Genomic DNA, 24,718 nt, shown 5'->3' on the forward strand with positions numbered 1-24,718 from the left:
CTCTTTATTCAAGAGAAAAGATTATATAGCATACGCTTTAAAAGTGCTACATTTATCATTTATAAGTAGAGATTCATGAACGCCTGGACTGTATAGGACCATTTGTAAGATCATTAATAATTGCACCATTGACTGCTGAATGTGGCGGTTCTTGAGGTGATTTTAGTAGTTGAAATAAAGCATATACTATTACGATAGTAAGTACTGCAGCAACTATGAAATTGATGAGATTATTTTGTGGCAAAATATTTGTTATTGAGTTGAATAACTTTTGCTCCATAAAGAAATAATCAGCAGCATATAATCCAACAGACAATATAAACATGCCTAAAGCTAGTTTGCAGAACGTGTTTTTATGGTCTTTGTTTTTTTTCTTACTGATAGTGAGATTTGGCCTACATTCATTCTCTTCTTGCGGTGCTGAATAATGTGTGTTGTTTATTATCCTCTCTTCAAATTTATTGCTATTTTGCTCCTTTAACAGCTGTTTCAAAATTGGTCCAACTCTTTTCAAGAATAAAAAACCTTGATTATTATAACCTGCAGACGCCGATATATTGAATGTTCTGTTTAGAGTGCCTATCTTTTTACAATCCAGCGTATATTTAATGGCTCTATTTTGATCTTTCAAATTAATACTTTGCAGTAATCCAGCTAAATTCGCTATATATTTGAGAACAACCATGTTATCTATTATTGGTAAATTTTCCTTTTTTATAGACTCTTTGTGATATTCAGAAAGTTTATGATAGTCGCCAAGTATAGAAAATAACAATACTACACCACTGTCTACTTTTATGTCTTGATGAATAGAATAATAGAAGTCAATAATGCATTTATTTAAGGTAAATTCTCTATCATATTCGTTTAATGCATTTTCTTCACTTAACAACCTTCTAACATCAATAAGCACCTTATTTTCAAAATCTTCTGCTGTTTTAAATATTGATTCTCTCTTTGGATTTGCCAAAACGTTAAGTAAATCTAATTTTCTTCCATCTACTATTTCGTATATGTCTTTACCTAACTCAGACTCCTTAATAACTTTATATATTTCATCTATGATATCTTGAGTGCTCAGATTATTACTTCCGCTTAAAATTTTATAAGCTTGAGTATAAATTAGGAACAACCCTTGTAGACTAAATTGTAAGTTAAAATATTTATCTAATGATTCCTCTTTTTTTCTAACGAATGAAGACAAACCAATATGGTTTCTGTGGTCTATTTTACCAGTTAAGTTAGCATGTTGAAAATTGCCTAAAAAAATAAACAAGGCCTCTAATAAATTGCCCTTACCAACAATTTTTATTAACTCTTCAACTTCCTTAACCATCCCTCTAATCTACAATATAATAATTATATTTATAGTATAAAGAATATAGAATAAAACAGCAATAAATTTTATTGTATATTTACATTCTGCATTAAAAAATTAAACCACCAAGTTAGGAGCATATCCACCCTCCACCGATAACTTGTTCGCCCTTATATGCTACACAGGCTTGACCTGGACTGATGCCAAAGTAATCGTCGTTTAAAATTACACAGGCTTTGTTCTTTTCGTCAGTTGAATATATTGTCGCTAAGCTTCCTGCATGTGATGACCTAAGCTTCACAGTTACTTCCATGCCTTCTTTTGGTTGTTCTAACCAATTTAACTCTTTGACCAATATCTTTTTTTGCATTAGAGCATTGATCGGGCCTACTACAACTTCATTATTTTCTGTATTAATTCTTACTACATAAAGAGGCTCACTGTGTGCAATGCAGAGGCCTCTTCTCTGGCCCACTGTAAAATTTACTATGCCGCTGTGCTCACCTAGCACTTTTCCATGAATATCTACTATTTTACCTTTCTGTACAGATTGTGGAGCTAATTTAGCTATTGTTTTACTATAGCTTTCGGAAACAAAGCATATATCTTGACTATCCGGCTTTTCAGAGATTTGTAAGCTAAAATATTTTGCTAATTTTCTTATATCACTTTTATAGAACTCACCTAGTGGAAATCGCAAAAGCTTTAACTGCTCCTCAGTTGTAGCAAACAAAAAATAACTTTGATCTTTACTTTTATCAATACTTCTGCACAACTTTACCTCACCATTTTCTTCTAATCTTCTTACGTAATGTCCTGTTACGAGCACATCCGCACCAAGATTTTTTGTGACTTGCAATAGATCACGGAATTTTACTGTTTGGTTACATCTTACACATGGTATGGGGGTTTCCCCACGCATGTAAGTATTCGCAAAATCTTCTATTACTTCCTTTTTAAATGTTTCTTCGTAATTTAAAATATAATGAGGAAAGCCAACACTTTCAGCTACGCGTTTGGCGTCATAAATATCTTGTCCAGCGCAGCATGCACCTTTTCTTGCATTAGCATTGCCATCAGTGCCATATAGCTGAAGAGTCACACCTATCACTTCGTACCCAAGGTTATACAGCAGTGCTGCAGCAACGGAGCTATCAACTCCCCCGGACATTGCAACAATAGCCTTAGTTTGATGCGGAGCTTTATCTTTTAATAAAGGTTCAATTTCAAATTCTTTTAGCATATAATTTATAAACACAAACCTGGTGTCAAGCACTGGAATCCAGTTTCTATTACACAATTTCATCGAAACAGCGTACTTATTTGTAGTCAAGTTCCAGTGTCAAGCGCTGGGATGACACCCCTTCCTGCTGGAAGTTGCTTTTAAATTACTTGGTGCGTGACACTGGGATCTCATTTATATTACATAATTCCATCAAAACAATTCGATAAACTGCCTTCAAAAACAATTTAATCTTGCTTGAATAAAACATGGCCAAAATAGTCCATGTTTTCAAGTACTTTTCCGCTACCCAGGGCAACACAACAAAGTGGATCATCTGCAACACGAACTGGTAATTTTGTTGTTTCACTAATAACTTTACTCAAGTTGCGCAATAACCCACCTCCACCAGATAAAATTATTCCTCTATCAACTATATCAGAAGAAAGTTCAGGTGGAGTACTCTCCAGTGCAGTTCTAATAGCAGAAATTATCTGATGTACAGGCTCTATTAGGCTCTCTGCAACTTGATATTCTGATAAAAGCATTTCTTTTGGCATACCACTCACTAAATCCCTGCCTTTAATTATCATTCCCTCTTTGTTGTTTTCAACTGGCAGACTGGCTGAACCGACGTTTTTCTTAATTTTTTCAGCAGTTGTTTCGCCAATCAATAACTTATGATTTTCACGAATGTATGACTTTATTGCCTCATCCATAATATCGCCACCTACTCTGGCAGAACGTGAATAAACAATTCCACCTAAAGAAATAATTGCAACTTCAGTTGTACCACCTCCTATGTCAACAATCATAGAACCTTCAGGTTCGGTAACTGGAAGTCCAGCCCCAATTGCTGCAGCCATTGGTTCTTCAATTAAGAATACTTCATTTGCACCAGCACTTTCTGCTGCATCTTGTATAGCACGCCTTTCAACTGGGGTAGATCCAGATGGAACACATATGATAATATTAGGCTTATTAACAGTGAATCTTGTGTTTGCGCTGCGTATGAAATATTTTAACATTTCTTCCGCGCTTTTAAAATCAGCAATAACTCCGTCTTTCAAGGGCCTTATCGCTTCTATTTCTCCAGGTGTTTTTCCGAGCATCATCTTAGCTTTTTTGCCAAAAGCATAAGGAACGTAACTTCCTTTTTCTTTTACTCTTGCTACAACTGAGGGTTCATCAAGCACTATCCCCTGACTTTTCTGATAAACTAAAGTATTTGCAGTACCAAGATCTATAGCAATATCGCTAGCAAATAAACCTTTGAAAGTAAAAAAATTTCTGATTAAATTCTGAACAAAACTCATACACAACTCAAGAAAACCATTTATTGAGACAAATTATACTTTTCAGATAAGTAACTAGTGTAGCACTCAATATCTAAATCCCTACCTGTTACCTTTTTTAGCTGTTCCAAAAAGCCATAATTTGCACTATATACATTTTTAGAGAACCAATCGATAAGTAAACTGAAATCTCCTTTTACTATAGAATCTAAAAATTCGTAATGATTTTTCTTAATGAAAGAAAAAAACTGCACAGCAGCGATTAACGCTATGACTTTAATAGGAAAGTAGCCTATAACACCACTTATCCAATACTCATCTTGAAAATAAGTGTCTAGCTCATTTTTAGCTTTTACTGAAATCTTGTAATGCTTCATACCTTCCAACCATTTATCGTGTAGATCTTTAACTTCTAACGTACCATTTATTAGATCTTGTTCTAATTTAGTTCTTAGCATAATGTGAGCCAATAAACTAAATTCATCCGCATTCTTCAAAAAAGATGAAAGATTTACTTTATTGAAAATCAAATACAAATTTTCAACACTACTATTAATTTTGCCTTTTGTAGAAAGTTTCTCCTTTATGTGTGGTTGAATGAACTCAATAAATTCTCTGGATGTTCCAATGATCCTTTCCATGAATAACCCTTGAGTTTCATACATAATATGTTTTGTAATTAAGCTCTTTATAGAATTTTGCGCTAAACATTTTTGATGAATTGCATAACCAGTATGCCGTAAAAGTAAAAATAAACCATAACAAAGGTCAGATTCATCATAATCGATAGAATCGTAATAAGAAATGGAAATCTCATTTGGTGTAACACTCATTTGCTGTAAGAATAAGGAACCAAGTTCAATCTGTCTCTGAACCGTAACTTTTTGTATATTAGTAACCTTATCCTTCTTCTGCTTTTGAGTTACTTTCTCTACATTTTCACTAAAAAATTTACCTAGCTTAGGAAATATTTCCTTTATGTTCTTTTCTGTGATATTAGAGTCATAGTCAGCAAGCAATGACTCATAGTTTGAGCGCTTTAATTGCTGCGATTTTATAGAAGCTGCTTCACGAGTAAGCTTAATTAGGTTAGTAAAGCATTCTTTCAGCTTTTCTAAGTTACTAATTTCAGAATTAGTTAGCCTCCATAAGTTTTGGCATTCAATCTTAGCTTTGGACAAAGATTTTACTAAATCAACAGGAATAGCACTATTGCTTTTATGTATTCCCTCTATTAACTTTAGCTGCGGAGTGTCTGCACTCTTATTATTGCTAAGAGCGTCAGCTAATGATTCTTTTATTGCATCATGAGAGATAATTTCATGTCTGATTTCCTCTAGAAGACACATTTGTTCAACTTTGTCCTCTACATTCAATTGGCTTTTGCTTAGTAGTTTTAGTGTGTTTTCGATATTCCTTACCTTATGTAATACTTCCTCTAAAAACTTATAAGATCTCATTTTTATTCATTGTTTTGAAAACATCTGTTTAATATCGTAATAGATTAATAATAAAGTTAAAAGTATATTTGCTTAAAGTACAATAAAAAATTGTATTTTTACTCCTTCATTGAACTTTTCGACAAAAATCGAGCATCTTATCAGAAAATTAATTGTCAGATTGTATTGTAAGTGAAATATTTAGTATTTTATTTTTCTTGACTACATTATAGTATAGAGTGATCATTAGTGCTAAAGTTAAAATTATGCGCTATATTTAAAATTTATGGAGGTTTAGTAATGTGGAGTAGATTGGTTATAATGTGTTGTTTTTGTTTACTGCTTACTGGCGTAAGCTCTTGCCCTAAAAAAGGAGTAAATGCAACAAATAAAATGAATTCCGTTGTTAAGCAGATAGGTGATAAAAGAGTTTTCTTTGGTTACGATGAATCTAGTATTACTGAAATAAGTGCAGATGCATTGCTTGATGCAATGGAAGTGTTACAAGATAACCCTGATGCGAAGGTTACTTTAACTGGTCATACTGATAATCGTGGTTCTCATGAATATAATCTTGCATTAGGTGCTAGAAGAGCAGATGCAGCTAAAAAGTTTATGGTCAGCTGTACTCCTTACCTAGAAAATAGAATCAAAACTGCTTCTAAAGGTGAAACTGAGCCTTTGGTTGACGTAAAAGATGATTCTAAAAATTCTAAGTACGAAAAAGACCATGCTAAAAATCGTAGAGTAGAATTTTCATTTTCTGGAATAAAGAAATAGTTTCTTGCGTTAAAACCTGGATCCCAGTGTTTAGCACTGGGATGATACAACGTGCAAATCCGTTGCTTCCACTGATTGTTAGTTGAACTTGTATTGAAGTCCTGTGGGCGGTATAATGTAGAGAGATATAAACTACCTAACCGAGACATAATGCAATTGGAGCTGTCATTTCAAAATATAGTTAATAACTTTGCTTTTCATGATAATAAAGTTGCGGTTGCAGTATCAGGTGGTATAGATAGCGTAGTTTTATTGCACTTAATGATTAACTGGGCAAAAAAAAGTAAGCTTTTAGCCCCTATAGCATTAACAGTAAATCATGGGTTACGTTTAGAATCTCAAAAAGAAGCTCATTTTGCTATAAGTTACGCAAAAGAACTTGGAGCAAGGGAGTCATTCGTATTAAATTGGGAGAAAAAAAATATTAAAGGCAATATTCAGTTACAGGCACGAAAAGCACGATACAAGTTATTAATAGAATGGTGTAAAAACAATAATGTTAAATATTTATTTGTTGCTCACCACGAAAATGATCAAGCAGAAACGTTCTTGTTGAGATTAGAGCGAGGTAGTGGCGTAGATGGATTATCATCAATGGACTACAAATCTTTCTTCAATGGTATTTATGTATTTAGGCCATTGTTAAATTTCAGTCGTAGTAAAATAGAAAGGTATGCTCAGCTTCACCAGTTAAGATGGATCGAAGATAGAAGCAATTATGACTTGAAATACAGGCGAACTTTATACCGTAACTTGCTTAAAGCAAGTGATAATCAAGATGTTCTAACAGAGCGAATATGCCTTACAGCCCTTCATATGAAAAGAGCTGCAAAAGCGTTGATGCACTACACACGCCTTGCATTTAATGACTGCGTTAATATTCATGATCTTGGTTATATTGAAATTAAACTAGATGAACTTTATAAACTGCCAGAGGAAATAGCTTTAAGGCTTCTTCTTTATTCTATAATGGCAATTGTCAACAAGCACTATAAACCAAGGTACCGTAGCCTTATCGCAATATTTAATAGAATATTGCAACAAAATAGTGATGTTAATTGCACACTCTATGGATGCAAAATAAGAAAATATGGAGAAAGTATTTTGATAATGAGAGAATCGTCAAAGATACAGGAAATTACTGTACACTTACCATTAAATGGTTCTATTGAATGGGATAACAGGTTTAGCTGCACAATATTTGGAGATCAGGAGTGTTCAGTAACTATTGCTCCGCTAAAGAAAACACAAAAAATCCCTGAATTTCTAAAAAATTATGATTATTGCTCTGAAGTTTACTATTCTTTGCCTACAGTACAAAAAGATGGAAAGATGCTTGCTTATCCATGTATAAAACATGATAGCAAGCATATTGGTGATGATGAGATTAAATATTTTATCACTAGCATAATAAAGGAAAATTTGCTAAAGTTAATTGATGTTTAATTAAGGATTACAATGAGTGGGGCAAGGTTTTTTAAATTTGTTTTATTATGTCTAACAATCGCTGCTTTTATTTATCTTATGTATGTTCTTTTTTTTAAAATTAAAGCTGCTGCGGCCACTATATCCTTCATGCCTATTATTATAACATCTGCTGTAGTGACATGTTCAGTAATATGCACTGCGTTTGTATTAGGTTTTGCTATTTGTTTTGCTATTTATTTAATGAAACCATCTAAAGTAATAGAAGTTGAGCAAGGTGAGCAAAAAGTAACACTTGATGATGTCATCTTATCAGATAAAATAAAAGAAGAGCTACGCATGATTTGTAATGATATATCACAAGAGAAGAAGGTAATGTTTGAAAAAGTTGGCTTTAAGCCACCACAAGGTTACCTTTTACACGGTCCACCAGGAAGTGGTAAAACACTTCTTGCTCGCGCTGTTGCAGGTGAAGCTAAGCTTCCGTTTTTTTCCATTTCCGGAGCTAGTATTGCTGGTCGATTTGCTAATCAAGGTGCACACAATATACAAGAACTTTTTCAAACAGCAAGAAAAAAGGCTCCTTGTGTAATTTTTATAGATGAGATAGATTCTATCGGTTCAGAACGTATTGACTCTAGGAGCCAATCTAATAGAGCTATAAACGAGGACTATAACAAAACTTTAAACCAATTATTGATTGAAATGGATGGTTTTAATGTTAGCAAGGGTATAATAGTAATTGCTGCAACTAATCGTCGTGAAGTTTTAGATGAAGCGCTTCTTAGGCCTGGCCGTTTTTCTAAGCATATCTATATTTCCCTACCAGAATTGGGCTCACGAGAAAAGATATTAGATCTTTATATGAAGAATGTGCCAGTTGGATCAGATCTAAACCTTGAAGAAATTGCAGAAAAAACTGAAGGCTATTCAGGCGCTGAGTTATCTAATTTAGTAAATGAGGCCAAGCATAATGCCGTAAGGCGTACTCAAGAGCAAAAAATAGAAGAACCTGTTGTTAGCATGGGTGATTTTACAAAAGCACTTGAAGAGTTTAATAGTACACATAAAAAATTCAAGAATAGAAAAGCGAGCAATACAGGTAATAATGTAATAAGTGCATTACTACAACCTGCTGTAGAAAATTATATGCAGCAGCATCTTACCAGTACATAACACATATACTTATTGCAGTGAAAAACAATTTTTTAAATTTGTAATTATTTTTCTAAAGTTTACTACTCTTTTCCAACAGTGAAAAAAATGGAAAGGTGGTTGCTTATCCTGATGTAAATTATAACGAAAAAATACGGTGATGATAAGATTCGATTCATTATTAATAGCACGATAAAACAAAATTTGGTAAGCTTGATTAGTATTTAATTAGAAATGTAAATGAAAAAATTTTTAGAAGGCTTATTGATCTGGTTAGTGATTATTGTTCTTATTTCAGTTGCTTATATTCAATTTAGCGGAAGTATAGGTAAGAGTAAAACAACCATACCTTTTTCAGAATTTTTAACTAGACTAGAAGATAATGATATAGAAAATATTACAATAAGAAACCAAAGCATCGAAGGGAAGTTTAGGGATGGGTCAGCCTTTAACTCAAGTGGTGTTATATATAGTGACTTAATAAAAAGTTTGCATGATAGGAAAGTGAAGTTCTCCTTTTCAATTGGAGACTCTGCAATGGGTATAATTGGTGGATTACTTATTCAATGGGTTCCGACGCTTATCTTTATCGGTTTATTACTTTTCCTTTTTAAACAAACGCAAGCAGGAGGTAATAGAACTATAAGCTTTGGCAAATCAAAAGCTAGGCTTATGACTACTGGAAAAAAAGTGACATTTGATGATGTTGCTGGGATTGATGAAGCAAAAGAAGAGTTGGTTGAAATTGTTGATTTTCTTAAACAAAGGCAAAAATTTCAAGTGTTAGGTGGGAAGATACCAAAAGGATGCCTTTTAATTGGTTCCCCTGGAACTGGTAAAACTCTACTTGCTCGTGCAATTGCAGGTGAAGCTAATGTACCGTTTTTTAGTATTTCTGGATCTGATTTCGTTGAAATGTTTGTCGGCGTTGGTGCAAGCCGTGTCCGGGATATGTTTGATCAAGGTAAGAAAAATGCTCCTTGTATAATTTTCATAGACGAAATAGATGCAGTAGGTAGGCATCGCGGCATCGGTCTTGGTGGCGGTAACGACGAAAGGGAACAAACATTAAACCAGTTACTGGTTGAGATGGATGGTTTCGAGTCTAATGAAGGTGTGATAATAATTGCTGCAACTAACCGTCCAGACGTCCTAGATCCAGCACTACTTAGACCTGGTCGTTTTGACCGACAGATTACTATTTCTTTACCTGATATAAATGGGCGTGAGAGAATATTAAATACGCATATAAAGAAAATATCGATAGCACCAGATGTAAACGTAAAAACAGTTGCGAGGGGAACGCCAGGTTTTTCAGGGGCTGATCTAGCAAATTTAGTGAATGAGTCTGCGCTTATTGCTGCAAGAAGAAATAAGAAAATTGTTACCATGGATGATTTTGAGTATGCACGTGATAAAGTGATGATGGGCATGGAAAGAAGGTCCTTAGTCATTACAGAAGAAGAAAAAAAGCTTACTGCTTACCATGAAGCTGGTCATGCAGTAGTTGCAGTTAATATGCCTGCTTCTGATCCTATACACAAAGCAACAATTATTCCACGTGGTAGAGCACTCGGTTTAGTTATGAGACTACCAGAAACAGATAGAGTGTCCCTCACAAGAGAAAAGATGCTAGCAGATATAACTGTTGCAATGGGTGGACGTGTGGCAGAAGAGCTAATTTTTGGCTATGATAAAGTCACAAGCGGTGCATCTTCAGATATAAAACTAGCATCAGATTTATCACGTTCTATGGTGACAAAATGGGGAATGAGCGACAAAATAGGTCCGATCTATCATAATCGCGAACAAATCACACATGATTCTGGGACAATTTCTGAAGATACGTTAAGACTTATAGATGAGGAAGTAAAGAAAGTCGTATTTTCTTGCTATGAAAAAGCAAAAGACATTTTAACCAAGCGTAGGAAAGACTTGGAGCTCATTGCTGAAAATCTACTGGAGTTTGAAACTTTAACAGGAGATGAAATAAGAGACATATTAAGTGGAAAAAAAATTGTTAGAAATGAAAATGAAGGTAAAGAAGAGATAAGAAGATCCTCTCTCTAATAAGATCTGGCTTTATTTAACCGCTAAAACAAAAATTTTTAATTAATTAGCTTAAGTTATAAGATCATAGTTAAGCCGATGTATTTTATAAATGGACTTTTTTGAACATTCTTCCAATTTTTTTCTAAATAACTCTTTGGTATCCGTTCAGAGGTGTGGCTTAAGAGACAATAGATAGAAGGTTTTGAAATGGATTTAACTTTTTTTGCCTCCAAGTGAGATACAACGAAATTATCCGCTCAAGGAATCTATTCCCTCGCTCTGACTGTGCAAAATATGAATTCTTACGATAGACAACATAATGCCGTATTTGTCGCTCAACATGATTATTCGTTAATGGAATATTCTCTGGATCATCCAAAAATGTCCACATCATTGGCTCGGATTTTATAATACCCTTTACCGTTCGTGAAGCTCCTTTTGCTTCAAGTATATAAGATATTTTTATCATGCAGTACTGCATAAATCTTCGTAACTCTTTAGCTTGCTTAGTGAACTTTGAAATACTAATTTCATTTTCTGACAAAGCGTTTTTTAATGTAAATAATCCATTAGCTGCATCTTTTAAACAATGGCCAAGTCTCATTACTTCACTATTCCAGCTATGAGATAACCTCTCGAAATTTCTCAATAAGTGAGCCCAACAAATTTGTCGTTTTTCATCACTGAAGTGGTTGTAAACTCCATATCTGTCGGTAATTACCCGATTTTTGTAATCACAAAATGCACTATTCTTTAAAAACTTCATTCCTCTTGTATCTGCTAACTTCATAAGACTTGCTTTATTGTTGGCAAACATCCAGCACCATTCCAATTTACCTTTGTTATAGTGACTGGTTTCATCAATATGCAAAATTTCGCTTGCTTTCATTTCTTCCTCTATTTGTTCATAGGCTTCTTTACATTTTGACGAGACCCTTGCTTCGCTATTGGACACACTACCAACACTTATACTCATGTTAAAGATGTCTTTCATGATATTCGCTATTTCTCGCTTTGAATTCTTATAAAACCCACTTAGTGATGCAACTACTGACTTAACTCTAGGACCAAAGGTATCAGGTGTAACTCCTTCTGGTAATTTGCTACTCCTTCTTTTTCCGCATTTACGACAGCGCCCATGTTCTAGTTGGTATTCCACTACGTAAGGCTTAATTTTTGGGAGATCAACATTCTGGTGAATATAGGGTTTGTTGCATACTGCAATTTCTCCACCACATTCACAAGTATCATGTAATCTTACTCTAATTACTTCATCTGCTTCCATTTTTATCCGATAATTTCCTTTATGACCAACTTGACCCCCTATCTTCCTGCCACCCTCTGACTTATCTTCTGGTGTGTCTTTTTTTATTTTGTACAGCTCTTTTGAACTTGGTAAAGATGAATTCCTTGAGTTCAAGCCAAGTCTCTCTCTTAGTTCAGCATTCTCTATTTCTAAGATTTTATTTTTTTCTTCAAGCTTTGCTACTTTTTGCTCTAAGTTTTTACATAACTCTACAATACTGATCAACAATTGAAGCATCTAGCCTTACCTTACTATCAACATTTTCTGTTATTATTACTTTGATATGTTATGTCAATTCTTTTTTATCCTTACCATACCTCTGAACGGATACACTCTTTGCCTATTTAAATAAGTATGTTCAGTATTAGAGCTTTCCAGACCGCTACTAGGAGAAAGATTAGGTTCTTGACCTTTAAACATCTCTATTAGCTTTAATACAGGAGCAGTTCCTGCTACAATAGCTCCTATAACAGCAGTAGCACCCATGATGAGAAGAATCGGTTCTGCAGTGGTGATTACACAAAGCTCAATACATAAACCAGCAATGACCATACCAACCATTATACCAATGAAAGCACCTACAATTATGGATGAAACTACACCAATTAATTGTCCTATTTTTGAACTAAGTGGTACTTCTCTTTCACGTCTAACAAAATTTGGCCGCATTCGCCTTCCCGCTCTTCTTCGTTCTCTCATTATTGTATATTCATCCCTATTTTCGGAGAGATTTAGTGATACTTCACTTGGCTGCATTTGTTCTCCTGGTCTTCTTATATTTTCACTCCTGTTTCCAGAGAGATTCAATGACGCTTCTCTTTCTCTAACAAAATTTGGCCGCATTTGTTGTTCTCTTGCCCTTCTTCGTTCTCTCATTATTATGTTTTCCTCAAAGAGGTTTAGTGGTACTTCTCTTTCACCTCTAATTCTAACATGATTTAGCTGTGCTTGTTCTACTAATAACCTTATTGTACTTTTTATTTCATTTAGCGGTGCTCTTCCTCCAATATCCTTAATTGCCTTCTCAAATTTTAATAGCGACTTGTTATTTAGCCTGACATTATTCTGAGAATCACAAACAATAACCCAATCTAAAATTGGCTTTTTTTGACCACCATACTCTATATAATCATTAATGTGTTCCTTTAGTTTTTTAATTATCTCTACTGCTCTTGTTTCCATAGCTTCTATGGCGCTATCTTCACTTTCTATGAGTATATTGAAAACAATTCCTAATAACTCCTGTTGTAAATCCTTTCGTTCTTTAATATTCATAATTAGCCTCAACTTTTATATGCTATTTTGCCAAAATAATTTTACCAAATAAGTAATATATATACAATAATTCTCGTTTAAAAATTTTTTTACATTGGCTTATCTCAGTTATGTTTTAGGATGTAAAAGCTTCTTACTTTAATAATTTATTAAAGTAAACCATATATGGATTGCTATTTAGGAGCAGCTGTTGTACTTTAATCAGAAGGTACAGTAATGTAAGAAGGAGGTACTTTATGTCTTTAAAAAATGAAATTTCTGAATTGATAGAGCAACAGCTTGGCATTAAATATCATGACAATTGCTTAGCTTACACTATCCATAATTCGGCTGCAGGTGAAATATCCGATTCTATTGCTCTTTGCATAGTTGGCTGTGGCGATTGTGAGATTAAGTATCAAGGTATTGCTAATTCATTTAACATAACGAAAGAAGAAATTAACCAAAGTAATATAGAAAGCATAAAAAATAAGATAGAAAGTGAAGCTAGAAAAGAAGGTAGTGAATTTTCCGAGTTGATTTCTAGAATGGATCAATCGCTGAAAGAACAAAGTGAAAAGTCTATTATACAGATTTTAAATTCATCTGCTGAAGAGATGTTAAGGAGTTTTTGTGGTAGTTCTATACAGAGAACAGAGGATAAAGAAGTTAGTCTGTCCTCTGCTTCACATGAAGAGCCTGCTACAGAAGATTCAGAAACTACTATTAATTCTGATCTTTTATCAATTTAACCAGCTCCTCATATAAATTTTTTCTGTACCCAAGCTATATGTTTGTGAGAAGATAGTAAGCACTACATTTTTCTATTTCCATTATAACAGATTCGTCTATTTTCATGATGATCTTACTATTTGTACTCTGTCTAGGACTAAGCAATAGAAATAGTAGGATAACAGTAGTCAACCAAGATTCCAGCATCACGTACTAGGATGATATAAGTATCATGATTTACGATTAGATTGACATAGGGTAAAGAGTAAATTAAAAATTAAATAGATCTTTTAATGCAGAATAAATGCCTATAGAAATATTGATGCCCGCTCTTTCCCCAACAATGAGTAAAACTGGAGGGAAAATTGTAAAGTGGTGTAAAAAAGAACAAGATAAAGTTGAAATAGGTGATGTAATCGCTGAAATTGAGACTGATAAAGCCATAATGGAGTTTGAATCTGTCGATGAAGGAGTTTTGGCAAAAATTTTAGTGTCGGAAGGAACAAGTGGCGTGCCTGTAAATCAACTGATAGCTCTAATGTTAGAGGAAGGGGAAGATAAAAGCGCACTTGATTTAGCTTCTGCCATCAATACCAAGGTTGAGAAGGAGGTTGAAGCCGATTTTTCAGTATCATCCAACCCTTCGATTTCATCTAGCTCTTCAATGTCATCCCAGTGCGTGACACTGGGATCTAAAAAAGAGGATAGAGCAACAGAAAATAGAACAAAAGTAAGCCCCTTAGCTAAAAAAATAGCTCAAAATGAAGGTGTTGATATAAAGCGATTAAAAGGTACAGGTCCATATGGTCGTATCATCAAAGCTGATGTATTAGAATTTTTAGATCAAACTAAAAGCTATGAGAGATTTGAGGAAAATACAACAGTTGAAGTAAGTAATATGCGCCAAGTGATAGCGCAGCGCCTAGTTGAATCTAAGCAAAATATTCCACACTTTTATTTAACTGTAGACTGCCACGTTGATAAGCTAATATCGCTCAAAAATGAGGTTAATTCAGCAAATGAGAACAATAAAGTAACAATTAATGACTTAATTATAAAAGCTGTGGCTTTCAGCATGAAAAAATTTCCTGACATAAACTCATCGTGGATAGATACTAAGATAGTAAAATATTCAAATATAGATATCTCAATTGCTGTAGCGCTTGAGGATGGACTTATTACTCCTATAGTAAAAAATGCTGATGAAAAAAGTGTTTTATCTATATCAAAAGAAGTGAAAGATTTAGTAAATAGAGCACGATCTGGAAAATTAAGGCCTGAAGAATTTCAAGGAGGAGGGTTTACCATTTCTAATTTAGGCATGTTTGGTATAAAAACTTTCAGTGCTATAATCAATCCACCACAGTCTTGCATTATGGCTGTCGGCGCATCTAAAAAACAACCAGTTGTCATAAGTGAAAAAATAGAGATAGCAGAGGTAATGACAGTTACTCTCTCTGTTGACCACAGAGCAGTTGATGGAGCACTCGGAGCAAAATTTTTAAATGCCTTTAAGTACTATATAGAAAACCCTACGGTGATGCTTCTTGAGCCTTTATTATTATAATAAAATTAATACCTCTTAGTTTATACTTTTGTTAGTTAATAGGTTTAGAGGTAAAATATGACTGATAAAAAGATAGAAAAACGTAGTATATCTTTTGATGCTACAAAATCAAAATTTTCAAACGATAGGTTTCAAATAGATTCCTCATCTAATGAGTCAATAGATACCATTGGTAAAAAATTTAAGTATGAAGTGAAACTTCCAGGTGTTATTCACACTACAACAAGAAAAAATAATGTTGGAAGCGGATTAAATGAGTTAGATCTAAGAAAGAAAAATGAAAACTCTTTCAAGACACCAATAAAGAATATTGAAGAATCAGATAGTAAGAGAAACCAAAGTCATTTGCTGTTTCAGGAGGACTCATTTCCAGAACTACCAGCATGTGCATATAAGCCAGCACTGCTGCCAAAACCATCAAAAGAAAAAATAAAGGAAGCTGTAGATAAAATGCGCAATAATAGAAAAGCTCATAATTCTGCAAGTGTTGAAAATGGTGTTAGTTCAGACAGGTTCAAAGTGCGCCCGTTCTTATGTAGTGATATAGATGGATATGTAGCTCCTGACAAACGTGACCGTAATCTAGAAAGGTGTAGGGTTACACATGATAGCAGTAAGCTTGAAGCACAAATGGAAAGAAAGCATGGGTTTCAATCAGATCCAAGTGTTAAGCATGTAAAGGCTGATACTGTAGTATGTTCTATTACTAAAGGTCATGACAAAAAAGGCGTTAAATCTGATGTCTCATATACACAAGAGCCTATATCAGAAATTTCTAAGGTCAATGTGAGAGAATTAGCAAATAGGTTCCGCGGCTAATCATTATTGGATTTTTCTAATAACCATTGCTTAAGATTTTATAAACTGTGCATATAGTACTCTATAAGAGAAAGAGAAGTGTGACAGCTTCTCTCTTTCTTAACCACTTGCTGAAGAACGTTTATCTTCTGTGGCATCTGGTGATGGAGCAACTAATCTGCTCAAAATCTCATCTTTTGGTCCCATATCATAAATAACACCATCTGACATGATAATCACTTTATCAACTACGGATAGTAACGGTAGCTTATGAGTGATGATAACAGTGGTAGTATTTTGCTCTCTTGCAACATTGATTGCATTAATCAAGCGCGCCTCTCCATTACTGTCTAAGTTAGCATTCGGTTCATCAAGCACTAAAAGCTTAGTATTACCATAAAAAGCCCTTGCAAGTCCAAGAAGCTGTTTTTGGCCACCAGAGAGTATTACTCCTCCAGGTCCTCCTATTGTTGTATCATACCCATTTGGTAAGCTCAGTATTAATTCATGTATTCCTGCAATTTTTGCTGCTTTGATTATTTCTTCAGGATTTGGATCTGGTCTCATGCGGGCAATATTAGCTTTAACGCTCGTGTTAAATAACTCAATATCTTGAGGTAAGTAACCAACATAATTACCAAAGTTTTCTCGATTCCAAGTATATACATCAGCACCATCTAGTCTGACTACACCTGATATGGGTTTCCAAACACCAACGGTTAGTTTTGCAATGGTCGACTTACCAGAAGCACTTGCACCAATAACACCAACAACATCCCCTGGTTCTATTACAAATGAGATTCCTTTTACTGTTGGCTTATTACTCCCATAAGGAGTAAAGAATACTCTATCAAATTCCAACTTCCCTTCAGGCTCTGGTAGAGCCATAGTTTGCTCTCTTTTTGGTGATGTTAGGATAAGTCTTTGCAGCCTGCCATATGACATTTTGGCTTGATTTAAAAATTTCCAAGTATGAACTGCTGCATCAAATGGAGCCAATACTCTACCCATCAAAATTGAGGCAGCAATGATACTACCAGCAGTTTTGTGAGCTGTGATTGCGAGTAATGCACCTGTTCCAATTACTGAAATTTGGAGAGTTGAACGTAAAAATTTAGTAATACCAGTAATTACATTAGAACGATTCTGTGCTGTGACTTGCATTGCACGATTTTGATCATTCCGTTTACACCAATCAGAAACTATAAATTCTGACATACCCATAGCTTCAACCACCTCTGCATTTCGTGTTGCAACATCTATAGCATTAATATTACGTATAGTTTCTTCATTGGTTTCTCTCAATATACGCTTAGTAGCAAGTTCATTCCATACTGCCATTGAAACTAATATAATAATTCCGGCAATAGCTATAAACCCTGTAGAGGTATGTATCATAAAGATGAAAACAAGGTAAATTAACGACCATGGAGTATCAAATAGTGAAAATATACCATTTCCTGTAATGAAATTTTTTATTACCCCAAGATCTCGTATTGCTTCACCGCTGGAAGTTGAGCTCTGCACTGATGTTAGCCTAATTGACCTTACTATTAGGTCTGGTGTTGCAGTTTTATCAATCCAGTCGCCAATTTTTGCCATGGCTAAATATCGACAAGTTTCAAGCATTGCAGAACATGCAAACGCAGATAAAGTAATAATCGTCAGCATAACTAATGTTGATACACTCTCGCTCGATATCACTCGATCAAGTACCTGAGAAGTATAGAGTGGCAAAAATAACATCAACGCATTAATCCCTGAACTAAACCAGAAAATGAACCAAAACGCACTCTTGCATTTCTCTAGACAAGTGTATAGTATACTTTGCTTTAATTCTTTTTTTATTGATGGAGTAATTTCCACAATCTTCCTTTTAACTTAACTATATGCACCATATATAACTTTTATTTCAAAAGTATTAACAGCTATTGCCTTACCCTATCGTTAATATAATAAAATGTTAACATATGCGAATAGGAAAACATAAACTTTTTTATAGCAAGACTATCTAATTCCTTCTCTACTATAATCTTATACGATAGCCTTGCCAATTGTTCTATGTTTTCCTTATCTACTACTCAATGACAGTTTACTAGAATGCTTACTATCACTCCTCTGAAAGTTGATGCTATCAGAGTCAGTGATTACAATCTGCATCTATTTTCCTCTTTCTATATGATCAGGAAGTATTACATATTCCAATGATCTAGCTGTAATTGCTCTTTTTATCACACAAGATGGACTTGAATATACCCTTGGTCTATATCTTTCGAATTTAAAACAGTCAACAGTAATCCCCTCCTCAAAGTTAGAAAGTATTAGAGATGGAGATTTACTAACTTCCTTATCACTTACAGGATTATTTGCACTACCATAACTCACATGACGCGCTGCACTATGATTGTTACCACACTCTTCTCTTGAGGTTGAATCGCTTGGATTAAAAGGAGTCAAAAATGTTGAATACCCATTGGTATCACCAAATCGTTTTATCAACCCACAGTTTTCTTCATTCATTTTTGTAATATTCTCTTGATTAGCACCTTCTGATAAGCTTGATGAAGCAATAAGATCTTCTTTTTTCTTACTAAAGATATTGACTATTTTTAGCTTGGTTGCAACATTCTTGAATTTGTTTTTCGGAGCTTTTGGTTTAATTTCTGGATGCTCATTTATAGTAATTACACATGATGGATTATCTAACTTGTCCATTGTATTTTGTACTCTACTGTTGCGTCTTGAACACAGACTAAGTTTTGCTGTTAAATCATTCAAAACAGGTGAACTTTTTCTACCTTCTAAAGACTTATTCGAACATGGTACTGCACTACCACCCCTACTCATTTTCTGAGGAGAAATATTGAGTTTGTCTTTACTCTCTAATCTAGTTTTATGCGTAAACTTGTAAAGTTCATTTTCCAATCGTGAAATATCTTCTGCATTCTTTATTAATAGTTCCAATATTGAGTTGTATTCCTCCAAATCATGATCCCCTACTTTCGTCTTAGCTAACTTTCCTGTAGCCTCTTCAATTCTGTTCATTTTTTCAGTATAGTTTTCTATCTTACGTTTAACAGGTTCTTTTTGAAGGCCAATCACTAAGTTGTATAAGATAAGTAAAAATGATATCGAAGAAAATGCAATGGAAATCCAGGTAAGAGTTTCTTCCTTTTCAGATTCTGCATGATTATACTTAACGCAAACAGAAATAATCACACTTGATATTGACATGGCCAGATTATAGTAGTCTAGAAGCTTTTTGCTTCTTTCTTGATCTTCCATATTAAGTTTATCATATTTCCTTTTTTTGTTTTCCCTTATTTCATAAAAGAAATCTAAAAATAACCTCAAGATATTTGTGTCGCCATGTTTAAAAGCATAATCTAAAGCTGTTTTTTTTGCATTATCCTTTATATCAAAATTTATCTTCTTATTTACAGTTTTCTCTCCGGTGCTGATTGTTAGGTAGAATAAGGCTTTAATAGCTTTTTCCCTTAAGTGCTCATTTTGTTTACGCTTTTCTAAAACCAACTTTTTCAAAAATTGACCTTGCTTAAAATCCTCATTTATAGTTTTTTCAAAATCATTATCACTCATTACAAGATAGTGTAATGCTGTTCTTCCAGATTTAGATACAACATTTAACATTTTCTTATTATAGGGGTAATGATTATCTGTCATAAAATATTCTATTAACTCAGCATTAAGGCTCATGGCAGCTAAATGTAGAGGTATAAGCCCTTGACTGTTTGTGTTAAAAAGTGGTACTGTGTTCCTAATAGTTGACTTAGCAATACTTTCAATAACATACTGAGAGCATCCTATGCCGTCGGCAAGAGCAGCCATGTGTAACGGTGTATTGTCGTTTTCATCATATAACACTTTGATGCTAGCAGCCACCTTTTTACCTACAAGTTCTTTTGCCACAAATTCAAGACATTCCTTATTGCCGCTCAAAATAGCTGCAAATAACAACTTTTTTTGTGTATTTTCTTCTGAAAAAATACTAATTGGGATTTTTTTTACCAAATACTTAACGCATTCTACTCTTCCACTGAGAATAGATAAGTGTAGTAAAGTTTGTCCATCCTCATTTTCCTTACTTAATATTTCTCCCACTCTCTCTTTTTTAAAAAGGTGCTCAAGGCATGATTTATTACCAACACGTGCTGCCATATGAAAGACGGTGTCACCGTTGCTATTCTCACGCAAAACCTCTTGATAAACGTCAAATTTCTTCTCTTCCAACTTTTTTTCTATCATGCTTAAAAACGATAAATCAAGTTGGGCAGCAAAATGTAAAGGGGTGTTTCCTTCATTATTACTCTTATTTACTTGCATGCTTCTGTCTATTAATAGACTCACACATTTTTTTCTTAGTTCTGTTTCTGTATTACTCGATAGAGCTAAGTGTAGGGCCATATTTCCTTTGCGTGTTTCTGTGCTTAAATCGTAATCAGGAAATTTATTGAGTAAAGATGTTAGACAATCATACTTCCCGTACATTGCAGCTAAATGTACAAGATCTCTTCCATACTCACCTTTGGATTGAGGTATGCTATTTTCTATATATTCATAAAATAGCTCTACACAACATGTATTGCCATGTATAACAGCAATATGTAAGGGGGTATTACCTTGTTTATTCTGAACAATTTTTGCACCTGATTTAGTAAACAATTCTATTAGCTGTTTATTTCCATGTTTTGCAGCTATATGCAATGGGGTGTTACCATCTACATCTTCTCGATTAGTTTCACTTTTTAGTCTACCTAACAGTCTTAGATGCTTTATAAGAAAATTTATAGCATTTTCTTGAGTTTCTGAGTTACCTGCAATCTTATGAAAAGGATTCTCATTATATTTATTTTTTAAAAATTGTACTTGATTATCAATGAAGAATTTTATGCACTCAGCATTTCCAGATTGCACAGCATAGTGTAATGCGTTATTTCCATATTTATCTGTTTTAATTTTCTCCCTATCAAAAATTCCTTTTGCTGTCAATATTTCTTTTAAATATTCTAGGAGGTTAGGACTTCCGCTTCTGGCAGCATAGTGTAACTCAGTTTTATTATTGGTAGTGCGACTAAAATCTGCTTCATTTTCTATGAGAATTTTCAAGCATTCTTTATTGCCAGATTTAGCCGCATAGTGTAGTGGTGTTTTACTATCTCTATCTTTATTCCTTACTGCTTCTTCAATGTTAAAATTAGAATTTTCTATCACAAAACGTAAAATATCTTCTTTACCCGACTCAGCTAAATAATGTAGAAGTGTTTTATCATTACTATCTGCAAAATTCTCCAATTTTATAATCAATTCTCTGTCCATACCAAGAATTAGATATACAGCTATTTCAACATGAATATCATAATTCCTATTTTTCTTTTGTTCTTTCCTAATTCTTTCAATAGCCACTGTTAATAGCGAAGAACCATCATTACTTATTATATTCCATCCATCTTGACAAAATTTTTCAGCTAATGAATCACTTATATTTTCTTCTAAAATCCTGCTTTTTATATAATCAAGATTATTAGTACATATATTATAGTTTTCTTCTTGAGTTACTTTATTAATATAATCATATATGATTATTAGGTCTTGCTTATTGACTTTATCTTCTGAATTGCCTTGTAATAAAGAGAGGTCTATCTCACTCATTGCTCTGGCCATACCAATGGTTCCCGCAACAAATAAACCCGACCTGAGTGTCTTTGCGCTTGTACTAGATTTAGCTTTGAAAACATTAGTAACTGTGTCAAATTTATTTTTGAACATACTGTACCTCATAAATAATAATGCCGGTAGTGAATAAGGCTTTCCACTGTAATTTTTAAGCTTACAAAAATTCACCAGCGGCCGCATTATATAGTAGATAATTTTTTGTGCTAGTAATATTTTTCTAATTCCCACTTTGGCCTTGGTGCAAAGTCAAGAGAGTCTATATAATTTTTCTGTAACCTTTCAATTCCTGTCCATCCAACCATTACCGCATTGTCTGTACATAAATTGCTTGGAGGAGAAAGCACGTTCAAGTCTATGTGCTTTTTTAATCTCTCTTTCAGGAAATTATTTGCTGCAACTCCACCAGTAATTACAAAATCATTGATTTTAATATTTAAAGATACAGCGATACCAATAGCATTTCTGACTCTATCGAGTAATATGTCGCTAATACACTCTTGAAACGAAGCACACATATCACACACATCCTGTTCACTCATTACAAATTCTCGTGCTAAGTTTTTTACCGCTGTTTTAATTCCAGAAAATGAAAAGTCACATCCAGAACGTTTTATCATTGCTCTTGGCAGCTTAAATCTCATACCATCACCTTTTTTAGCTAATTTTTCAATCAACGGACCTCCTGGATAGCTTAGACCCAGTGTCTTAGCGACTTTGTCAAATGCTTCTCCTAATGAGTCATCAAGCGTTTCTCCAAGTTTGATGTATTTACCTACATCCTGTGCAATTAAAAATTGGCAGTGACCACCTGATATCAGCAGGACTAAAAACGGAAATTCAACCTCATACAGTAGCCTAACAACTAACGCATGTGCTTCTAAGTGATTAACTGCAATAAACGGTTTTTGTGCTGCATGTGCAATTGCTTTAGCCATCATTGTACCAACTATTAATCCACCTATGAGTCCTGGTCCTGATGTTGCTGCAATTGCATCTAGATTACAAAAGTTAAGGTTGGATTTTTCCATAGCATTTTTTATTAGACCGCTTAAATGCTTCATATGAGCACGTGATGCTATTTCAGGTATTACTCCGCCACATTTTTTATGCTCTGTTTGAGAAAGAATTTCGTGAACAAGCACTTGCTTATCACTATTTACAATCGCAACTGCAGTTTCATCGCAACTTGTTTCAACCGCTAAAATGGTTTTCATATATATTTGCACTCTTTAAATTGCGAGAACTATAACTTGAAATGTTGTAGCTGCAAAACGTATATAACTTAAGCTAAAAACAACCTGCTTTATTATACACAGTGAGTAAAAATACCTAACTCTACTATTGTTGTCTACTCCGCTGACTTGTAGCTACAGTAACATCCTCCAGATCAGATAGTGGCGATAATTGTTGTTTAAACCCTTCTGTTAACCAATCAGCAGCCCATTCTGCAATACTTTCTCTACCAGATATTCGAATTTTTTCCTTAAGTTCTGTAACAAATCCCTGGGATTTTATTTCTTTTTCTTCTGATATTTCTTCCCCATTTGCACGCGTTATTATCCTGCTACACTTTGCTATGACAGCATTGCGGGATATTTGTACTTCCCTTCCCATCAATACATCAATAAAATCATCAGATAATTTTACCTCTTCTGTTACTTTTAGACCATTAAGAGATGTTGTTGATTGTTTATACCGCCCTACAGCAGAGCTTGTTGAACTTCTTAGGATATTCATTATAAGATCTCTGATACTTACCTCAAGTGGAAAGCCTATAGTTGCATGCATCTCTTTATTATATTTCATTACTTGATATTCTAAAATGCTAAAATTGCCTTGTCAATGAAAATCAAAATACCACTGCTTATTAATGGGTTCACCTGTAATAGTAAATGTAGAAAACTATAAACTAATTATCATCTTCAAATATAGAACCAATTCTTTTGCCTCTTAGGGAATTTTTATTAGTCCAGCTGCTTTGTATTGTGGTTACATCTTTAAGTACAGTTTTTTTGCTGTGTTCTTTCACTTTCTGATCGACTTTGTTCATTATTTGTGAATCAAGATAACTTCTTTTCCATTTGTCAGTAGCAAGGAACACTTTGTTTAAATCTTGAGTACGAATTAGGTATTCTCTGTCTTTAGGATAAACCTCCTGAGCCCAAGCGAACAGCTCAAAATAGCGTGCAAATAATTCAGATGCGCGTGATTTTGCAGTTTGATAAGCTTGTATCTCTTTAAATATGACTTGACCGATAATTTTCTGTACAAGAATATTTGACTGCTTTAAGTTCTGCTCAATATCCTGATAAACTTTATGGAGAAATTCCTGCTCTAAGCTTAAGTTCAGCTCATTTTCAACCATATGTGAAAGTTCATGTACTATTATGTAAGGATTTGACCTTCTTAGCACAATAACATACTTATTTAAACCAAAGGATCGAATGGTCTTACACACTCCCTCTTCCATATCCAATAATCCTTCTTGGTATATTTCAAATGAGAGTCTATTTTGCTTTATTAGTGACAAAGTGAGGTTTAATGTATTTCTAAACTTCTCAAATTGATAGAGATATTTGACATATTGTATTACGTTTTCACTATTTCCTACTTGAGTTGCTTGTTTTATTAAGTTCCTGATTAGCATGCTTCATTATTAAAGGAATTTTCTTTATGCTCAA

At 34.0% G+C, this 24,718-nt stretch carries 18 protein-coding genes and 1 pseudogene; 8 read left to right on the forward strand and 11 right to left on the reverse strand.

From position 1 onward, the window contains the following. Positions 1–73 precede the first annotated feature (73 nt). The 4 genes from ABWU45_RS00645 to ABWU45_RS00660 form a co-directional block, all read right to left on the reverse strand. Entirely contained in the window at positions 74–1,336 is a 1,263-nt protein-coding gene (locus ABWU45_RS00645) for a hypothetical protein (RefSeq protein ID WP_353278630.1), read from the reverse strand. Between the two features lie 112 nt (positions 1,337–1,448). Continuing rightward, a complete protein-coding gene (gene mnmA, locus ABWU45_RS00650; protein WP_353279108.1) occupies positions 1,449–2,561 on the reverse strand; it encodes a tRNA 2-thiouridine(34) synthase MnmA in 1,113 nt (370 codons plus the stop codon). A 227-nt stretch (positions 2,562–2,788) separates the two neighbouring features. Continuing rightward, entirely contained in the window at positions 2,789–3,856 is a 1,068-nt protein-coding gene (locus ABWU45_RS00655) for a rod shape-determining protein (RefSeq protein WP_064085834.1), read from the reverse strand. 20 nt (positions 3,857–3,876) lie between these two features. Next, positions 3,877–5,295 (reverse strand): carboxypeptidase, encoded by a 1,419-nt coding sequence (locus ABWU45_RS00660; RefSeq protein ID WP_353278632.1) that lies wholly within the window; start codon positions 5,293–5,295, stop codon positions 3,877–3,879. A 279-nt stretch (positions 5,296–5,574) separates the two neighbouring features. On the opposite strand from ABWU45_RS00660, the gene ABWU45_RS00665 reads away from it, so the two are divergent. The 5 genes and pseudogenes from ABWU45_RS00665 (at position 5,575) to ftsH (ending at position 10,704) form a co-directional block, all read left to right on the forward strand. Next, entirely contained in the window at positions 5,575–6,054 is a 480-nt protein-coding gene (locus tag ABWU45_RS00665) for an OmpA family protein (protein WP_353278634.1), read from the forward strand. Between the two features lie 150 nt (positions 6,055–6,204). Beyond that, positions 6,205–7,500, forward strand: a complete 1,296-nt coding sequence (tilS, locus tag ABWU45_RS00670; protein ID WP_353279110.1) for a tRNA lysidine(34) synthetase TilS — start codon at positions 6,205–6,207, stop codon at positions 7,498–7,500. Between the two features lie 222 nt (positions 7,501–7,722). Continuing rightward, positions 7,723–8,655, forward strand: coding sequence for an ATP-binding protein (locus ABWU45_RS00675; protein ID WP_353278636.1), 933 nt, complete (start codon positions 7,723–7,725; stop codon positions 8,653–8,655). Positions 8,656–8,712: 57 nt separating this feature from the next. Continuing rightward, positions 8,713–8,862, forward strand: a pseudogene (locus tag ABWU45_RS00680) (tRNA(Ile)-lysidine synthetase); the annotation flags it as partial. A gap of 12 nt (positions 8,863–8,874) precedes the next feature. Then, positions 8,875–10,704: an ATP-dependent zinc metalloprotease FtsH gene (gene ftsH, locus ABWU45_RS00685; protein WP_353278638.1), complete on the forward strand. Its 1,830-nt coding sequence runs from the start codon at positions 8,875–8,877 to the stop codon at positions 10,702–10,704. Between the two features lie 160 nt (positions 10,705–10,864). On the opposite strand, the gene tnpC is transcribed toward ftsH, so the two are convergent. Continuing rightward, a complete protein-coding gene (gene tnpC / locus ABWU45_RS00690; protein WP_353279066.1) occupies positions 10,865–12,217 on the reverse strand; it encodes an IS66 family transposase in 1,353 nt (450 codons plus the stop codon). A 66-nt stretch (positions 12,218–12,283) separates the two neighbouring features. Next, positions 12,284–13,267, reverse strand: coding sequence for a hypothetical protein (locus tag ABWU45_RS00695; RefSeq protein WP_353278639.1), 984 nt, complete (start codon positions 13,265–13,267; stop codon positions 12,284–12,286). A 236-nt stretch (positions 13,268–13,503) separates the two neighbouring features. Here ABWU45_RS00695 and ABWU45_RS00700 point away from each other — a divergent pair, with 236 nt between their 5' ends. The 3 genes from ABWU45_RS00700 to ABWU45_RS00710 all read left to right on the forward strand — a co-directional run bounded on the left by ABWU45_RS00700 (position 13,504) and on the right by ABWU45_RS00710 (position 16,364). Continuing rightward, positions 13,504–13,998, forward strand: coding sequence for a hypothetical protein (locus tag ABWU45_RS00700; protein WP_149168710.1), 495 nt, complete (start codon positions 13,504–13,506; stop codon positions 13,996–13,998). 284 nt (positions 13,999–14,282) lie between these two features. Beyond that, on the forward strand, positions 14,283–15,545 hold the full coding sequence (locus tag ABWU45_RS00705; RefSeq protein ID WP_353278641.1) for a pyruvate dehydrogenase complex dihydrolipoamide acetyltransferase: 1,263 nt from the start codon (positions 14,283–14,285) through the stop codon (positions 15,543–15,545). 57 nt (positions 15,546–15,602) lie between these two features. Further along, positions 15,603–16,364 (forward strand): hypothetical protein, encoded by a 762-nt coding sequence (locus ABWU45_RS00710; protein WP_353278642.1) that lies wholly within the window; start codon positions 15,603–15,605, stop codon positions 16,362–16,364. A gap of 99 nt (positions 16,365–16,463) precedes the next feature. Here ABWU45_RS00710 and ABWU45_RS00715 read toward each other — a convergent pair whose 3' ends face one another. The 5 genes from ABWU45_RS00715 to ABWU45_RS00735 form a co-directional block, all read right to left on the reverse strand. Beyond that, entirely contained in the window at positions 16,464–18,209 is a 1,746-nt protein-coding gene (locus tag ABWU45_RS00715) for a type I secretion system permease/ATPase (RefSeq protein WP_264682904.1), read from the reverse strand. A 294-nt stretch (positions 18,210–18,503) separates the two neighbouring features. Next, complete coding sequence (locus tag ABWU45_RS00720) at positions 18,504–22,130, reverse strand: ankyrin repeat domain-containing protein (RefSeq protein ID WP_353278644.1); 3,627 nt, start codon at positions 22,128–22,130, stop codon at positions 18,504–18,506. 110 nt (positions 22,131–22,240) lie between these two features. Further along, a complete protein-coding gene (tsaD, locus tag ABWU45_RS00725; protein ID WP_353278646.1) occupies positions 22,241–23,251 on the reverse strand; it encodes a tRNA (adenosine(37)-N6)-threonylcarbamoyltransferase complex transferase subunit TsaD in 1,011 nt (336 codons plus the stop codon). Positions 23,252–23,375: 124 nt separating this feature from the next. After that, positions 23,376–23,843 (reverse strand): hypothetical protein, encoded by a 468-nt coding sequence (locus tag ABWU45_RS00730; RefSeq protein WP_353278647.1) that lies wholly within the window; start codon positions 23,841–23,843, stop codon positions 23,376–23,378. Between the two features lie 103 nt (positions 23,844–23,946). Then, positions 23,947–24,684, reverse strand: a complete 738-nt coding sequence (locus ABWU45_RS00735; protein WP_353278648.1) for a hypothetical protein — start codon at positions 24,682–24,684, stop codon at positions 23,947–23,949. Between the last annotated feature and the right edge of the window lie 34 nt (positions 24,685–24,718).

Source organism: Wolbachia endosymbiont (group B) of Longitarsus flavicornis (assembly GCF_964028135.1).
Lineage (GTDB): Bacteria > Pseudomonadota > Alphaproteobacteria > Rickettsiales > Anaplasmataceae > Wolbachia.

Bases quoted from the DNA above. Each gene is read 5' to 3' on its own strand.
- ABWU45_RS00700 (WP_149168710.1), top strand. From the start codon at position 13,504: ATGTCTTTAAAAAATGAAATTTCTGAATTGATAGAGCAACAGCTTGGC.
- ABWU45_RS00695 (WP_353278639.1), bottom strand. From the start codon at position 13,267: ATGAATATTAAAGAACGAAAGGATTTACAACAGGAGTTATTAGGAATT.
- ABWU45_RS00705 (WP_353278641.1), top strand. From the start codon at position 14,283: ATGCCTATAGAAATATTGATGCCCGCTCTTTCCCCAACAATGAGTAAA.
- ftsH (WP_353278638.1), top strand. From the start codon at position 8,875: ATGAAAAAATTTTTAGAAGGCTTATTGATCTGGTTAGTGATTATTGTT.
- ABWU45_RS00735 (WP_353278648.1), bottom strand. From the start codon at position 24,684: ATGCTAATCAGGAACTTAATAAAACAAGCAACTCAAGTAGGAAATAGT.
- ABWU45_RS00645 (WP_353278630.1), bottom strand. From the start codon at position 1,336: ATGGTTAAGGAAGTTGAAGAGTTAATAAAAATTGTTGGTAAGGGCAAT.
- ABWU45_RS00730 (WP_353278647.1), bottom strand. From the start codon at position 23,843: ATGAAATATAATAAAGAGATGCATGCAACTATAGGCTTTCCACTTGAG.
- ABWU45_RS00710 (WP_353278642.1), top strand. From the start codon at position 15,603: ATGACTGATAAAAAGATAGAAAAACGTAGTATATCTTTTGATGCTACA.
- ABWU45_RS00675 (WP_353278636.1), top strand. From the start codon at position 7,723: ATGAAACCATCTAAAGTAATAGAAGTTGAGCAAGGTGAGCAAAAAGTA.
- mnmA (WP_353279108.1), bottom strand. From the start codon at position 2,561: ATGCTAAAAGAATTTGAAATTGAACCTTTATTAAAAGATAAAGCTCCG.
- tsaD (WP_353278646.1), bottom strand. From the start codon at position 23,251: ATGAAAACCATTTTAGCGGTTGAAACAAGTTGCGATGAAACTGCAGTT.
- ABWU45_RS00660 (WP_353278632.1), bottom strand. From the start codon at position 5,295: ATGAGATCTTATAAGTTTTTAGAGGAAGTATTACATAAGGTAAGGAAT.
- tilS (WP_353279110.1), top strand. From the start codon at position 6,205: ATGCAATTGGAGCTGTCATTTCAAAATATAGTTAATAACTTTGCTTTT.
- ABWU45_RS00655 (WP_064085834.1), bottom strand. From the start codon at position 3,856: ATGAGTTTTGTTCAGAATTTAATCAGAAATTTTTTTACTTTCAAAGGT.
- ABWU45_RS00720 (WP_353278644.1), bottom strand. From the start codon at position 22,130: ATGTTCAAAAATAAATTTGACACAGTTACTAATGTTTTCAAAGCTAAA.
- ABWU45_RS00665 (WP_353278634.1), top strand. From the start codon at position 5,575: ATGTGGAGTAGATTGGTTATAATGTGTTGTTTTTGTTTACTGCTTACT.